Here is a 15454-nt window from a genome sequence, read left to right as displayed (position 1 = left end):
CCATGACGGACATCATCAAGCTCACCGCGGCCGAGATCGCCGCGAGGATCGCCACGGGCGACCTGACGGCCGTCGAGGTCACCGAGGCCCATCTGGCCCGTATCGACGCGGTCGACGAGAAGGTGCACGCGTTCTTGCACATCGACCGGGAGGGCGCGCTCGCCCAGGCCCGCGCCGTGGACGCCAAGCGCGCCGCCGGTGAGAAGCTGGGCCCCCTCGCGGGCGTACCGCTCGCGCTGAAGGACATCTTCACCACCGAGGGCGTTCCGACGACCGTCGGTTCCAAGATCCTCGAAGGCTGGATCCCGCCGTACGACGCCACCGTCACGCGCAGGCTGAAGGACGCGGACGTCGTCATTCTCGGCAAGACGAACATGGACGAGTTCGCCATGGGGTCGTCGACCGAGAACAGCGCGTACGGCCCCACGGGCAACCCCTGGGACCTGGCCCGGATCCCCGGCGGCTCCGGTGGCGGGTCGAGCGCCGCTCTCGCCTCGTACGAGGCCCCGCTCGCCATCGGCACGGACACCGGCGGCTCGATCCGCCAGCCCGCGGCCGTCACCGGAACGGTCGGTGTGAAGCCCACCTACGGGGGGGTCTCGCGCTACGGCATGGTGGCGTTCTCGTCCTCGCTCGACCAGGGCGGCCCCTGTGCCCGTACGGTTCTGGACGCCGCGCTGCTGCACGAGGTCATCGCCGGGCACGACCCGCTGGACTCCACCTCCATCGACGCCCCGGTTCCGTCCGTCGTCGAGGCCGCCCGCAACGGCAGCGTGGAGGGCATGCGCGTCGGCGTCGTCAAGCAGTTCCGCGGCGAGGGCTACCAGGCAGGCGTGGTCCAGCGCTTCGACGAGGCCGTCACCCTGCTGAAGGAGCTGGGCGCGGAGATCGTCGAGCTGGACTGCCCGTCCTTCGACCTCGGGCTCTCCGCGTACTACCTGATCGCGCCCTCCGAGTGCTCCTCGAACCTCGCGCGCTTCGACGCCATGCGGTACGGCATGCGAGTCGGCGACGACGGAACGAGGTCCGCGGAGGACGTCACCGCCCTCACCCGTGAGGCCGGATTCGGCGACGAGGTCAAGCGCCGCATCATGCTCGGTACGTACGCGCTCAGCTCCGGCTACTACGACGCGTACTACGGCAGCGCCCAGAAGGTCCGTACGCTCATCAAGCGGGAGTTCGACCGGGCGTTCGAGCAGGTCGACGTGATCGTCTCGCCGACGACCCCGACGACCGCGTTCCCCATCGGCGAGCGCGCCGACGACCCGATGGCGATGTACCTCGCCGATCTGTGCACGATCCCGTCCAACCTGGCGGGCAACGCCGCGATGTCGCTGCCGTGCGGTCTGGCCCCGGAGGACAACCTTCCGGTCGGTCTGCAGATCATCGCCCCCGCCATGAAGGACGACCGGCTGTACAAGGTCGGCGCCGCCGTCGAGGCCGCCTTCGTGGAAAGGTGGGGGCACGCGCTGCTGGAGGAGGCCCCGTCACTGTGAAGGACACATCCACGGCCGCCGGCCCGCGGACGACCATGAACGCCGTGCCTCTGCGCCGTGCGGGCGGAGAAGCGAACGGAGGGACACCATGAGCGCACTGAACAAGGCCAAGAGCTTCAAGAAGTCGAAGACGGGGACCTACCTGTCGATCGGTACCACCGCGTTCGGCGCGGTCAATGTGCTGAAGCAGGCGAAGAAGGCCCGCAGCGAGCACGACACGCTCCGGCTCGTCGACGCAGCGATCTCCGCCGCCGCCATCATCACGGGCGTCGCTCTGCTGGTGCGCGAGCTGAAGCGCATCGGCGACGACGACGTCCTGTTCGGCTGAGAGGGATTGTTTTCACCGTGACCGTCACTGAACTGGTGTCGTACGAGGCGGCTCTCGCCGGGTACGACCCCGTCATGGGCCTTGAGGTCCATGTCGAACTCGGTACGAAGACCAAGATGTTCTGCGGCTGTTCCACCGGGCTGGGCGCCGAGCCCAACAGCCAGACCTGCCCGACCTGTCTCGGTCTGCCCGGATCCCTCCCGGTCGTCAACGCGATCGGAGTGGAGTCCGCCGTCAAGATCGGTCTCGCGCTGAACTGCGAGATCGCCGAGTGGTGCCGCTTCGCCCGGAAGAACTACTTCTATCCGGACATGCCGAAGAACTTCCAGACCTCCCAGTACGACGAGCCGATCGCCTTCAACGGCTATCTGGACGTCCAGCTGGAGGACGGGGAGACCTTCCGTGTGGAGATCGAGCGCGCCCATATGGAGGAGGACACCGGCAAGTCGACCCATGTCGGCGGCGCCACCGGCCGTATCCACGGCGCGTCCCACTCCCTGCTCGACTACAACCGCGCCGGCATCCCGCTGATCGAGATCGTCACCAAGCCGATCACCGGCGCGGGTGCGCGCGCGCCCGAGGTCGCCAAGGCGTACGTCGCCGAGCTGCGCGAGCTGATCAGGGCGCTCGGCGTCTCCGAGGCCCGTATGGAGATGGGCCAGATGCGGTGCGACGTCAATCTGTCGCTGATGCGGAAGGACGCGGACCGCTTCGGTACCCGGAGTGAGACCAAGAACGTCAACTCCCTTCGCTCGGTCGAGCGCGCCGCCCGGTACGAGATCCAGCGGCACGCCGCGGTGCTCGAATCCGGTGGCACGATCGTGCAGGAGACCCGTCACTTCCACGAGGAGGACGGCTCCACCACCTCCGGCCGGGTGAAGGAGGAGGCCGAGGACTACCGGTACTTCCCGGAGCCCGACCTCGTCCCCGTCGCACCGTCCCGTGAGTGGGTCGAGGAGCTGCGGGCGTCCCTGCCGGAGCTGCCGCGGGTCCGCCGCAACCGCCTCCGCGAGGAGTGGGGCGTCTCCGAGCACGACATGCAGTCGATCCTCAACGCGGGCGCGGTCGATCTGATCGTCGCCACGACGGACGCGGGCGCCCCGGCCGACCAGGCGCGCAAGTGGTGGATGGGCGAGCTGGCCCGGAACGCCAATGAGTCCGGCCGCCCGCTGGACGAGCTGCCGATCACGCCGGAGCAGGTCGCCAGGGTCACCGCGCTGGTGGCCTCGGGCGATCTCAACGACAAGCTCGCCCGTCAGGTCATCGAGGGTGTGCTCGCCGGTGAAGGTGACCCGGACACCGTGGTCGACAAGCGCGGTCTGAAGGTCGTCTCGGACGAGGGCGCCCTCGGGACGGCCGTCGACGAGGCCATCGCCTCCAACGCGGCCGTCGCGGACAAGATCCGCGGTGGCAAGGTCGCCGCCGTGGGCGCGCTGGTCGGCGCGGTCATGAAGGCCACCCGGGGCCAGGCGGACGCGGCTCGGGTCAAGGAGCTGATCCTGGAGAAGCTCGGAGTGTCCGAGGGCTGACGGCCCTTCCGCCGACGGCCTCCGTGAGCAGGCGGTGGCCGTCGCCGGGAAAGCGACGGCCTTCGTCGACAGACGTCGGCAGACGTCGGCTTCCGCCCGGCGGTGGGCCTCCGTGAACACACGGTGGCCTCCGCCGGAAACAGCCGCAGTGACACCCCAGGGGCGGGCCCGCGCCATCCGGTCGCGGCCCGCCTCCGGTGCGTACCGCTTTGGCTTGTACGGCTCTTGCGCCCGCGGCCCCCGGCCGTCACCCGTCCCGCGACACCTCCCCGGCCCGGCCCTGAACACCGGTCGGGCTCCTGGGGTCCGGGCCCCGAACGGCGGTGTGTACGGGGTCTTGTGCGGTCCGTCCCGATTCGCGCCGCCGTCCACGGAGTCCGTACGCACTGGCTCGTATGGCCCTTGCGCAGTCCGTCCCCTGCGTGTCCCGGTGCTCGGGAACCCCTCGTGCCACCCGGATCGCCGCTTGTGCGGACCCCCGCCGGCCCGGGGCCCTCGTACCGGGCCGCCTCCCGCCAGGGCTCCCCGTACCCGCCCCTGCTCCGGTCTCCCGTCCCGGACAGCCTTTCCCGCCGGTCCGGGACGTCCGGCCGGGCAGGACGGACGGCGTCAGTGCCGTATACCCAGGCCCGGAAGCAGCAGCTCGCCGCGGTCCTTGCAGCTGACGTCCCGCGCCCGCAGTTCCTTCGGCTCGCGTGTGCCCCGTGCCCGCAGCTCCGCCATCGCCAGCCGGGCCGCCTCGGTCGTCTCGGCCCGCTCGGGCTCCGGGAACTCGGCCTGCCACCAGCCGCGGTCCCGGGAGTGCCAGCCGCGCGAGTGCATCATGCGGGCGTGCTCGGAGCTGTCCCCGCCGTCGCGGTCGTCCACCGAGACATGCAGACCGTCCCCCAGGGCGTACGAGACCTGGAGCTGACGGCCCCGGTCGGCCGTACTGGTCAGACTGAAGCCCGCCCAGTCGCGTCCGACCTGCACCGGAAGCTGCTCCACCCAGGCGGCGAGCATCAACTCCAGCGCGCTCTCGAAGTGTTCGAGACAGGAGGCCATCCGGCCGCCCGTGCGCTCCGCCGGCCGTTCGCCGGGGCCGCCGCGGTCCAGCTGCCACAGATACGGCAGCAGGTCGAAGTCGTGCGGCTCCGCCGCCGACCAGCCCCCCGTCCATGCGAAGCTGCGGTGCTCCGCCCGTTCCAGTTCGTCCGTGTCGTGCACCGAGAGCAGGGCCCAGTGCGCGGTCCCGTGGAGCAGGACGGTCCTTCCGGCATCCCGCCAGCGGACATTGGGCCCGGACGCCGAGCCGCCGTAGATCGTCGGCTCCCCGACGCGGGCGACGATCGCCGCGTACACACCGTGAAAGGCGTCACGGCGCTCCCGGAGCGAGGCCCGTGGCTCATAGGCGAGCACCGGCACCGGGGCCCGTCCCAGATGTGCCTCGGGTGTGTCGTGCAGCATCAGCGCGAACTCCGCGGCGCGGCCGTGGTCAAGGGCCGGCAGGTTGGTCCCCGTGGTCTCCATGCCCTCCATCGTGCCAGCCGCCACCGACAATCGACCGGCCCGTGACGAGCCACAGTCACGGACGTACGGCGGCCCCGCCCGGCGCCCCGGACGCCCGGACCGCCACGCCGCCCCACCGTGCCGCACCCCCGTGATCAAGCCGATGATCAAGCCGATGGCCTGAGTGGGGGTACGGACCCGGAGTAATCCCATGAGCAAATCTCGGAGCAAACTCAGCGGCGCGCTGGAGCGGACCCCCGGGGTGAGCCTGTGAGTAAGCCCACGAAACGGGCCTGAAAGGGGCAAACGATCACGATTGGCTGCCAGAGTGGTTCTCGTAGGCCATGAGTTCTTTGCGTTCCAAGAATCATCGCGTTCCAAGAATCTTTGCGGGCTGTTCCCAGTCAAAGATCCGCGAACCACCCAGGGAGCACGTCCGTTGGCAGCCATCGCCCGGTGGTGCATCACGCACCGCCTCGTCGCTCTACTGATCTGGCTGCTCACCTGCGCGGGCGTCGCGGTCGCGGCGGGCATCGCCGGAACCTCGTACTCCAACGACTACGAAGTACCGGGCACCGAGTCCGGCCGGGCCACCGCCCTCATCGAGGAGGGCTTCCCGGGGCAGAGCGGCGACAGCGACACCATCGTCTGGCACACCATGGAGGGCAGCGTCCGCGCGACGCCCGTCCAGGAACGCATGTCGGACATGCTCGACGAGGTCGCACGGCTCGACTCGGTCGCCTCCGTCAGCAGTCCGTACGCGGCGGAGGGCGCCGCGCAGATCAGCGACGACGGGCACACCGCCTACGCCACCGTCACCTTCGACCAGGGCGCCGACGCCATCCCCGCATCGCATGTCACCGCGGTGATCGACACGGCGGAGGCGGCCCGGACCGATGGCGTCCAGGTCGAGATGGGCGGTACGGCGATCGCCCTGACCGAGTCGTCCCCCGGCCACCTGGCCGAGGTCGTCGGCGTGGCCGTCGCCGCCGCCGTCCTCTTCCTGGCCTTCGGCTCCCTCGCCGCCAGCCTGCTCCCGATCGCCACCGCCGTCGTGTCCGTCGGCACGGCGTACGCGGGAATCGTCCTCCTCGGCCATGTGATGACCGTCGCCGACTTCGCCCCGATGCTGGGCATGCTGATCGGTCTCGGCGTCGGTATCGACTACGCCCTCTTCATCGTCACCCGCCACCGCAAGGGCCTGCGCGCGGGGCTGGGAGTCGCCGAATCGGCCCGGAACGCCGTCGCCACCACCGGCCGGGCCGTCGTCTTCGCCGGAGCCACCGTCTGTATCGCGCTCCTCGGGATGCTCATCCTGCGGCTCAGCTTCCTCAACGGTGTGGCGATCGCCGCCTGCCTCACCGTCGTCCTCACGGTGGCCGCGTCCGTGACCCTGCTGCCCGCGCTGCTCTCGTACATCGGCATGCGGGCGCTCAGCGGGCGTGAGCGCCGGAGGCTGGCCGAGCACGGGCCCCGGCCCGAGGTGCCGACGGGCTTCGCGGCCCGCTGGTCCGCGTTCGTGGAACGCCGGCCCAAGCTCCTCGGAACCGTCGCCGTCGTCGTGATGGCCGTCCTCGCGCTGCCCGCCCTCTCACTCCACCTCGGCACCTCCGACCAGGGCAACAACCCGGCCTCGTCCACCACCCGCAAGGCGTACGACCTGCTGGCCCACGGCGGCCCGGACCAGGGCGAGGGCTCCGGGGGAGGCTTCGGCCCCGGCGTCAACGGCCCGCTGACCCTCGTCGCCCGGCTCGACGGCGCCGCCGACCGGCTCACCATGGACCGGCTCCCCGAGGCGCTCAGGGGCGCCGAGGGCATCGCGTCGGTCGGCCCGGTCACGTACAACGACAGCGGTGACACGGCCCTGCTCACCGTCGTACCCGACTCGGCGCCCCAGTCGAAGGACACCAGCGCGCTCGTCGACCGGCTCCGCGACGATCTGCTGCCCGCGGCGACCGACACCGCCGCGGACGGTACGCCCCTGAAGGTCCATGTCGGCGGTGTCACCGCCGGGTACGACGACTTCGCCGAGATCATCGTCGGCAAACTGCCCCTCTTCGTCGGTGTCGTCATCACCTTCGGCTGTCTGCTCCTGCTGCTCGCCTTCCGGTCCATCGGCATCCCGCTGAAGGCCGCAGCAATGAACATCGCCGCCGTCGCCTCCTCCTTCGGCGTCGTCGTCGCGATCTTCCAGTGGGGCTGGGGGAGCGAACTGCTGGGCCTCGGGAGAGCGGGCCCGATCGAGCCGTTCCTGCCGGTCATCATGGTCTCGGTGCTCTTCGGGCTCTCCATGGACTACCAGGTCTTCCTGGTCAGCAGGATGTACGAGGAGTGGCTGGAGACCGGCGACAACCGCCGGGCCGTCCGGGTGGGCCTCGCCGAGACCGGCCGGGTGATCAACTCCGCCGCCGTGATCATGATCTCGGTCTTCCTCGCCTTCGTGCTCAGCGGCGACCGGGTCATCGCCATGTTCGGGATCGCGCTGGCCGCCGCCGTCGCCCTCGACGCGTTCGTCCTGCGTACGCTCCTCGTCCCGGCTCTCATGCATCTGCTCGGTGGCGCGAACTGGTGGCTCCCGCGCTGGCTGGACCGGCGCCTTCCCCGGATCAGCATCGAGAACCCCGGCCGGGGAGTGGATGCGAGGATCCCCGAACAGCAGCACACGAGCGGCGGCACCCGGCTGGTGCCGTGACGCGCGGGGCCCGTGCCGTGACCGGCGGGGCTCGTGCCTGATCCGTGCGGTTCCTGCCCGGCCCGTGGAGCCCGTGCCTGACCGTGCGGCGGGTGCCGTGACCTATGGAGTGAGGAGAGACAAGGCGATGTTCGCGATCCCCCTGGATCCGGCGGGCGAACCGGATCCGACGCGCGCCGGGGCAGCGGAACTGCGCCCCCTGGAGCCCTGGCAGGCCGAGGAGTTCCTCGCCCACATCGACCGGGGGCGCGCGTTCATCGGACGCTTCATCGGCCTGGCGGACGCCGCGAAGGACCTGGAGTCGGCGAGGGCCTTCCTCCAGTCGTACGCCGAGAAGCAGGCGGCCGACGGCGGCCGGATCTACGGCATCTGGCGGGAGGGGACCCTGGTCGGCGGTGTGCTCTTCCGGGTCTTCGACCCCGCCGCCGGCAACTGCGAGGCCGGCTGTTGGCTGGAACCCGCCGGTGTGGGCCGCGGACTCGTCACCCGCGCGGCCGAGTTCATCATCGACTGGGCGGTGGAGGAACGCGGAATGCACCGAGTCGAATGGGTGGTCGCCACCGGCAACAGCGCCAGCGTCCGGGTCGCCGAGCGGCTGGGGATGCGGCGGGACGGGATTCTCCGGGAGGCATACGCGTACGGCGGTGTACGGCACGACATGGAGGTCTGGTCGGTGCTCGCCCCGGAGTGGCGGGAGCGGCGGGCGGCTTCCCGGGCGGCCTTCTGAGCCGTGGCGGAAACCTTTCGGAGCGGGGCGGCGAAGGGGAACGGCGGGGGCGTTAAGGGGACTCTCAGACAGGCCGCCTAGCGTGCGCCGTATGAACCCCACAGAAACCGAGAAGACCACGGGAACGACGACCCCGCCCGGGGAGCGGGAGCAGACCACCGAGCCCACCGGGACGGCGGCCGGAAGCACCGGGACCGTGGAGTCCGCCGACGCCGGATCCCGTCCCACCGGGAACGCCGGCGGCCACGCGCACTCCGACTCCGAGGGCGCCGAGGGCGCCGGGCCGGCCGGGAACAGCGACCCCGCCGGGCCGTCCGGGAGCAGCGGGCCGATGGCCGACGACGGGCCGGAGAGCGGCGGTGAGCCGGAGGACGAAGACGGGCTGGAGGACGACGGCCGGCTGGAGAGCGACGGTGACTCGGCGGCCCCGCGGGTGTCCTCCGGGCTGCTGTCCGCCGCCGCGGGTGTCATCGCCGCCGGACTCGGCGTGGTGAGCCTCAGCGGCACCTGGGTCGGCCGGGTCGCCGCCGAACGCCGTACGCTGATCGGTCAGCTCGAAACCTCCCAGGGCAGCAGCCCCGCCGAACAGATCTCCGCGATCTACGGTGACGCCTGGCACACCACCGCCTTCGTCAACGGCATCTTCGCCTTCGTCGCGCTGCTCATCGGTGTCGCCGTGCTCACCAGGCCGCGCAAGCCCGGCTGGGTACGGGCCTTCGCCGTCGCCGGAACCGCTTTCGGCGGCCTCGGGCTGCTCGTCTCGCTCGGCATGTACTTCGATCTTCTGCTGTCCCTGCCCAGCGCGGGTTCCTGACGCCCGCGGGCCGGGGAAAGCCGGTGGTACCGGCCTCGGGCCGGTGCTCCAATGTGCGGATGGACCATGACGAGCTGCTCGCCCTGTTCGACCGCCGGCTTCGCAGGGATTTCGCCGACGACAGTCCCGGAACCAGTGTCGAACGGGTCGGTGACGTCGTACGGCATACCGGGGCCGACTGGAACGGCGTCCTCTGGTCCGGCCTGGACGAGACCACCGCCGATGCCGCCGTCGCCGCGCAGGTCGCGTACTTCACGGCCCTCGGGCAGGACTTCGAGTGGAAGCTGTACTCCCACGACCGGCCCGCCGACCTCGGCGCCCGGCTGCTGGCGGCGGGTTTCACCACGGAACCCGCCGAGACGCTGATGATCGCGGAGATCACCGCTCTGCCCCGGGAACCCGAACTTCCCGCCGGCGTACGGCTCAGGGACGTCACCGACCCCGAGGGCGTGGCCCTGATGACGGAGGTGCACGATCTGGCCTTCGGCCCGGTAGCCGGCCCGATGAGGGAACAACTGCTGCGGGAGCTGGGCCGGGACACCCGGGTCATGACCGTGGCGATGGCCGGTGAGGTGCCGGTGTGCGCCGCGCGGATGGATCTGCACCCCGGGACCGGGTTCGCCTCTCTGTGGGGAGGCGGCACCCGCCCCGGCTGGCGGGGCCGCGGGATCTACCGCGCCTTGGTCGCCCACCGGGCCCGTATCGCCGCCGCGAGCGGCTGCCGCTTCCTCCAGGTCGACGCGTCCGCCGAGAGCCGCCCGATCCTTGAGCGCCTCGGCTTCCGGGCGCTCGCGACGACGACCCCGTATATCCGTGATGTCTGCGGGGCCGTGACAGACCACCGTCAACAGGCTGCGTTCGTTGAAGGCCGGAGCGCGTTCGAAGGCCCTGGAGGTCCCGGACCGGCCGGAGCACCCGGACCGGCCGGAGGACCTGGACCGGCCGGGGGTCCGGGGGCGTCTGAGGACTCTGAGGACGACGGCGAGCGGGGACCTGAGGACCGTGACGGGAATACACCGCGGTGCCGGGGTCCGGTCTAAGGCCCTCCGCGCCCGAAGATGCGGAACTCTCCCGATGTGGCGGACCCCTCTGGGAAGCGAGGCTGGTGATACGGCACAGCAGCGCCGGAACACTCACCATCAGGGGGTACGACATGTTCGCGTACGAGCTCCAGCGGATCCGCCGGGCCGAGCTGGTCCAGGAGGCCGACAACTACCGCCTCGTCCGGAGGATCCGCCGGGCGCGCCGGGCCGCAAGGAAGTCCGGAAAGGAAGCGGAGGGCCGGGTGAGTCAACCCGGTGAACGGTTCGCCAGGGCCGCCTGAACCGATGACCGTCCTCCCGGGCGGCCCGGCGCCGCACGCGTTGTCCACAGGCGCGGTGTCCGGGGCCGCCTCGATGTCGGACCCCTGTGCGATGCTCGGCGGTGTGGAGACGAGATCTGTCAGTCCGGTGTTCGTGGGACGCGCGAGTGAGCTGTCGGTGCTCACCCGCGCGCTGCTCCGCGCTTCCGGCGAGGGCACCGCGGACCATCCCGGGGATCCGCAGGCGCTGCTCATCGGCGGTGAGGCCGGTGTCGGCAAGACGCGCCTCGTCGAGGAACTGCACGAGGAGGCGCGGCGCCGGGATGTCGTCGTCGCGCTCGGCGCCTGCGTCGAGATCGGCGGCGACGGGCTGCCGTTCGCGCCGTTCTCGGCCGCGCTCCGCTCGCTGTACCGCCAGCTGCCCGGTGAGCTGGCCGCCGCCGCTGCCGGGCAGGAGCAGGAACTGGCCCGGCTCCTGCCCGAGCTGGGCGAGCGCCCACAGGGCGCACGGAGCGGATACGACGACGAGGGCATGGCCCGCCTCTTCGAGCTGACCACCCGGCTGCTGGAGCGCATAGCCGCCGACCGTACGGTTCTGCTCGTCCTGGAGGATCTGCACTGGGCGGACGCCTCCACACGCCATCTGCTCGCCTATCTCACCCGTACCCTGCGCCGCGGGCGGCTCGTCATCGTCGCGACCTACCGTTCCGACGATGTGCACCGCCGTCACCCGCTGCGGCCCTTCCTCGCCGAGCTGGACCGCACCCGGACCCTGGAGCGCATCGAGCTGACCCGCTTCAACCGCGGAGAGGTCCGACGGCAGCTCGCCGGAATTCTCGGCACCGAGCCCGAACCGGAAGTGGTCGACAGCGTCTTCGAACGCTCCGACGGCAACGCCTTCTTCGTCGAGGAGCTGGCCCGCAGCATCGCAGAGGGCAGTCCCCGCGCCCTGCCGGAGTCCCTGCGCGACATCCTGCTCGTCCGGGTCGAGGCGCTCCCGGAGGACGCCCAGCGTGCCGCCCGTATCGTCGCCGAGGGCGGCTCGACCGTGGAGTACGGACTGCTGCGCGCCGTCGCCGGGCTGCCCGAGGACGATCTCATCGAAGCCCTGCGGGCCGCCGTCGGGGCGAACATCCTCCAGCCCGCCCCGGACGGCGACGGCTACCGCTTCCGGCACGCCCTCGCCCGCGAGGCCGTCAGCGACGATCTGCTGCCCCCCGAGCGCACCCGGCTCATCAGACGGTACGCACAGGCGCTGGAGGCCGATCCGACGCTCGTCCGGGAGGAGGAGCGGGCCGCGCGGCTCGCGAGCTACTGGTACTGCGCGCGCGACACGGCCAAGGCGCTCCCCGCCGTGCTCGAAGCGGCCGTCGAGGCCCGCTGCCGGCACGCCTACGCCGAGCAACTGCGGCTGCTGGAGCGGGCGATGGAGCTGTGGGACAGCGCCCCCGCCGAGGTCCGGGGGGAACTGCGGCCACTCGACCACGCGGAGGTGTACCCGGCTTACGGCGGGAATCCCGCGGCGACTCCGCTGCACTTTCTCGATCTGTTGGCCGAGGCCAGCGTCGCGGGGCGGCTCAGCGGCGACCGGGAACGGGCGCTGAAGATCACCAAACGCGGGCAGCGCCTCGCGGAGGCGGAGCAGGACCCGCTGCGCGGAGCCTGGTTCTCGGTGCAGCGCTCCCGGCTGGTCAACGCCCTCGGCCGCGGCGACGGCTGGGACGAACTGGCCGAGGCGCAGGAACTGGTACGCGGGCTGCCGCCGTCCGCCGTGCACGCGGAGGTGCTCGCCGAGGTGGCGGGCTGGGCCCGGCTCGCCGAGCCGGGACCGGAGAGTCTGGTGACCGCCGAGCGTGCCGTGGAGTACGCCCGTATGGTCGGCGAGCAGCAGACCGAACTGGACGCCCGCCTCTCCCTGGGCGCCCTGATGGTCGACGCGGGACAGATCGACGAGGGACTCGCCGAGATGTACGTGGTCAAGGAGCGCTCCGTCGCCCTGGAGCTGCCCTCCCTCATCGCCCGCGTCCATGTCAATCTGCCGAACTCCCTGGAGGGGGTCGGCCGCTCCGAGGATGCCGTCGACGTCCTTCTCCAGGGGATCGAACTGTCCCGGAAGCACGGCCTCGTCGACACCGAGGCATGGGTGCTGGGCAATCTGTCGGAGTCGTACTTCACCCTCGGACGCTGGGAGGACAGCCTCCAGGCGTCCGAGCGGTCCCTGCGCATCGGGATGGGGCCCAAGCCCCTGGGCTGGGCGGCCACGCGCCTCGCGGAACTGGCCCTGGCCCGTGGTGACACGGCCGGAGCCGGAGAGTATCTCAAGGCGGCCCACGGCCACTTCGGCTCCAAGGACCCCCTGCCTCACAGCTCTCTGATGCTGGATACCATCACCGTCGGTATCGCGGCGGCCGAAGGCCGGGTGCCGGACGTCCGTGCCGCGTTCGAGCGAGCGGTGGCGAACGGCTTTCCGCCCGGCACCCAGCGTTATGCCTGGCCTCTCCTGCGCCTCGCCGCCGCGCTGGAGGCCGACACCCGCGGTCTGCCCTCGGCGGAACCGGGGCGCGCCGCGTTCCTGGACCGGCTGGGCGAACTGGCTCGTTCCCTGATCACCGGCGCACAGCGGTGGAACGCCTATGAGCGCTGGGTCCGGGCCGAACTCCGCCGCGCCGACGGCCGGGACACCGCCGCGGACTGGGAGGAGGCGGGCGAGGCGTTCGAGCAGACCGACTGCCCGCACCCGCTGGCGATGGTCGGCTACCGCTGGGCCGAGGCGCTGCTCCCCTCGGACCGCACCCGAGCCACGGAACTGCTCCGCCGGTCCGCCGAGACCGCCCGTGCCCTGGGCGCGCGTCCGCTCGCCGAGGACATCGCCCTCCTGGCTCAGCGCGCCCGGATCCCGCTCACCCCGGACATCTCATCGACGGCCTCCACGGATGCCTCGACCGCCCGTGAACCGGCCCCGGGGCTCGCACTCGGCCTGACTCCTCGGGAGGAGGACGTCCTCCGGCTGGTCGCCGTGGGCCGCAGCAACCGCCAGATCGCCGAGGCGCTCTACATCTCACCCAAGACGGTGAGCGTCCATGTCTCGAACATCCTGTCCAAACTCGGTGTCTCGGGCCGCGGTGAGGCCGCAGCCCTCGCCCACCGCCTCCGGCTCTTCCCGACCCCGGCCCCCGCCGCGGGCAACTGAGCCGCACCGAACGAACCGCGTCCCCCAGCCGTCCCCGGCGCTGCCCGGGCTGTGCTGTCCGGTCAGCGCTCCGGAGGCGGCGGAGTGCCCCGGGGCGGACGCCCTCCGGGGCGCCAGGCTCGGTATGCGCCGGGTCCCTGGGGACCTTGTGGGCCGTGGCGATTCCCGTACGGGCTCACCGTGTACGCGGTCTCCGCCGTCGGCCCGCTCCGGGGGCGGCGGAAGCGGAGCAGGGCCCGCTGGACGGCGGGTGGGGTCGGACCGGACGGCGGGCAGCCGGTCAGGGCCCGCCTCACCAGACGGCCGGGTTCCGTCAGCGCCGGGGCTTGTCGGACGGCCGGGGCGGACCGCTCAGGCTGCCTGGTCGGGCTGGTCGGGTGGAGGTGGGGTGTCTTCCGTCCGGCGCCGGGTCGCGCGCACGGTGACTTTGCCCGAGGCGAGGTCTATCGGGCCGCGGCCCGGGTCGCCGTCGCCGACGTCCGTCCGGGTCAGAGCCAGGCGGTTGCGCTCGTCGTCCGTATGCTTACGGCCGGGCGCGAAGAGCTGTTCGAATATGTTGAACACCAGCGGCACATCCCTACTTCACCTCCAGCTGGAGGATCTTGTCGTCCCCCGCCTCGGGCGAGCCCCTGCCGTCCGTTTCGCTGGTGATCAGCAGAACCTTGGAGCCGCCCGCCGAAATGACGGTGCGCAGTCGGCCGTACTCTCCCTGGAGGAACGACTGGGGAGCTGCCAGAGGTTCCTTCCCCGCGAGGGGGATTCGCCAGAGTCTCTCTCCCCGCAGCGCCGCCATCCAGATCGAGCCCTCCGCATACGCGATACCGCTGGGTGACGCCTCCGAGGTCTTCCACTCGACGACCGGGTCCACGAATCCGGGCTTTCTGCCCTTGCCCTCCACCTCCGGCCAGCCGTAGTTCTTGCCCGGCTCGATCAGATTCAGCTCGTCCCACGTGTTCTGACCGAATTCCGAGGCCCAGAGACGCTTCTCCGAGTCCCAGGCGAGGCCCTGCACATTGCGGTGCCCCAGTGAATAGACGAGGGAATCCGCCTCGGGGTTGTCGGGCGCGGGCCGACCGTCGGAGGTCATTCTGAGAATCTTCCCCGCGAGCGACTTCCGGTCCTGGGACAGGCCGGTGTCGCCGGTCTCGCCCGTGCCCGCGTAGAGCATCTTGTCGGGGCCGAACGCGATCCTTCCGCCGTTGTGCACGATGCCCTTGGGGATGTCCCGCAGGATCGTGTCCGGAGCGCCGAGCTGCTGGCCGGCGGGCTTCTGCTCGTCGTACAGCAGACGGGCGATGCGGTTGTCCGACTCGGTGGTGAAGTACACATACACCTGGCGGTCGGAGGCGAACTCGGGGGAGAGGGCGAGCCCCAGCAGACCGCCCTCGCCCCCGGGGGCGACACCAGGCACCGAGCCGATGACCGTCTGCTTGCCGTTCTCGCCGTCGACCCGGGTGACCGTGCCCTCGTCGCGCGAGGCGACCAGAAGATCACCGTCGGGGAGCGCGGCGGCGCCCCACGGTGACTTCAGCCCCTCCGTCAGGGTCGACACGACCTTCACGGAGCCCTTCGCGGGCGGTCCCGACGGTGTCGAGGCGCCGCCCGAGGCGGATCCGGACGGCTTCGGAGCCGTGGAGGCCGTCCCTTCCGGGCCGTCCGGCGTCTTGTCGCCGCCGGACGAGCACCCGGCGGCGAACAGCAGCACGGAAGCGGCCAGGACGGCCGTCATACCAGGACGTCGCACGATTCTGATCCCTTCGACGGCTCCGTGTGAGCACGTGTCTACCTTTCTTACACCGCCCGGGCCGCTCAGGTTCCCGATCTTCCGTCCCTGTTTCCCGGCCGGTTCCAGGAGCGGTTGCAGCAGCGTTTCCATACCGGACCCCG

The 15454-nt window shown here is 71.3% G+C and carries 11 protein-coding genes and 1 pseudogene; 9 read left to right on the top strand and 3 right to left on the bottom strand.

The window, feature by feature from the left end:
* Nucleotides 1-2: 2 nt before the first annotated feature.
* From gatA to gatB, 3 genes are all read left to right on the top strand, one after another.
* Complete coding sequence (gatA, locus tag ACIBCM_RS31740) at nucleotides 3-1496, top strand: Asp-tRNA(Asn)/Glu-tRNA(Gln) amidotransferase subunit GatA (protein WP_399249311.1); 1494 nt, start codon at nucleotides 3-5, stop codon at nucleotides 1494-1496.
* Between the two features lie 88 nt (nucleotides 1497-1584).
* Nucleotides 1585-1824, top strand: coding sequence for a hypothetical protein (locus ACIBCM_RS31735; protein ID WP_399249309.1), 240 nt, complete (start codon nucleotides 1585-1587; stop codon nucleotides 1822-1824).
* 17 nt (nucleotides 1825-1841) lie between these two features.
* A complete protein-coding gene (gene gatB, locus ACIBCM_RS31730; protein WP_399249307.1) occupies nucleotides 1842-3353 on the top strand; it encodes an Asp-tRNA(Asn)/Glu-tRNA(Gln) amidotransferase subunit GatB in 1512 nt (503 codons plus the stop codon).
* A 609-nt stretch (nucleotides 3354-3962) separates the two neighbouring features.
* Here gatB and ACIBCM_RS31725 read toward each other — a convergent pair.
* A complete protein-coding gene (locus tag ACIBCM_RS31725; RefSeq protein WP_399249369.1) occupies nucleotides 3963-4871 on the bottom strand; it encodes a hypothetical protein in 909 nt (302 codons plus the stop codon).
* Between the two features lie 409 nt (nucleotides 4872-5280).
* On the opposite strand from ACIBCM_RS31725, the gene ACIBCM_RS31720 reads away from it, so the two are divergent.
* From ACIBCM_RS31720 to ACIBCM_RS31695, 6 genes and pseudogenes are all read left to right on the top strand, one after another.
* A complete protein-coding gene (locus tag ACIBCM_RS31720; protein WP_399249305.1) occupies nucleotides 5281-7533 on the top strand; it encodes an MMPL family transporter in 2253 nt (750 codons plus the stop codon).
* 127 nt (nucleotides 7534-7660) lie between these two features.
* Nucleotides 7661-8260 carry a GNAT family N-acetyltransferase gene (locus ACIBCM_RS31715; protein ID WP_399249303.1) on the top strand — a complete coding sequence of 200 codons (600 nt, stop codon included), beginning with the start codon at nucleotides 7661-7663 and terminating at the stop codon, nucleotides 8258-8260.
* A 91-nt stretch (nucleotides 8261-8351) separates the two neighbouring features.
* Nucleotides 8352-9074 (top strand): hypothetical protein, encoded by a 723-nt coding sequence (locus ACIBCM_RS31710; RefSeq protein WP_399249301.1) that lies wholly within the window; start codon nucleotides 8352-8354, stop codon nucleotides 9072-9074.
* Between the two features lie 59 nt (nucleotides 9075-9133).
* A pseudogene (locus ACIBCM_RS31705) lies at nucleotides 9134-9886 on the top strand (GNAT family N-acetyltransferase); the annotation flags it as partial.
* Between the two features lie 341 nt (nucleotides 9887-10227).
* A complete protein-coding gene (locus ACIBCM_RS31700; protein ID WP_399249299.1) occupies nucleotides 10228-10398 on the top strand; it encodes a hypothetical protein in 171 nt (56 codons plus the stop codon).
* Between the two features lie 91 nt (nucleotides 10399-10489).
* Nucleotides 10490-13567, top strand: a complete 3078-nt coding sequence (locus ACIBCM_RS31695; protein ID WP_399249367.1) for an AAA family ATPase — start codon at nucleotides 10490-10492, stop codon at nucleotides 13565-13567.
* A gap of 351 nt (nucleotides 13568-13918) precedes the next feature.
* Here the strand turns inward: ACIBCM_RS31695 and ACIBCM_RS31690 are convergent, their stop codons facing one another.
* Together ACIBCM_RS31690 and ACIBCM_RS31685 are read right to left on the bottom strand one after the other, a co-directional pair.
* The gene (locus ACIBCM_RS31690; RefSeq protein ID WP_399249297.1) at nucleotides 13919-14131 is read right to left on the bottom strand and encodes a DUF6191 domain-containing protein; all 213 of its coding nucleotides are present in this window, start codon (nucleotides 14129-14131) and stop codon (nucleotides 13919-13921) included.
* A 13-nt stretch (nucleotides 14132-14144) separates the two neighbouring features.
* Nucleotides 14145-15296 carry a PQQ-dependent sugar dehydrogenase gene (locus ACIBCM_RS31685; protein ID WP_399249366.1) on the bottom strand — a complete coding sequence of 384 codons (1152 nt, stop codon included), beginning with the start codon at nucleotides 15294-15296 and terminating at the stop codon, nucleotides 14145-14147.
* Nucleotides 15297-15454 lie beyond the last annotated feature (158 nt).

It is taken from the genome of Streptomyces sp. NPDC051018, assembly GCF_044456085.1.
GTDB lineage: Bacteria > Actinomycetota > Actinomycetes > Streptomycetales > Streptomycetaceae > Streptomyces.
This window is presented reverse-complemented; position numbering and strand designations above follow the sequence as displayed.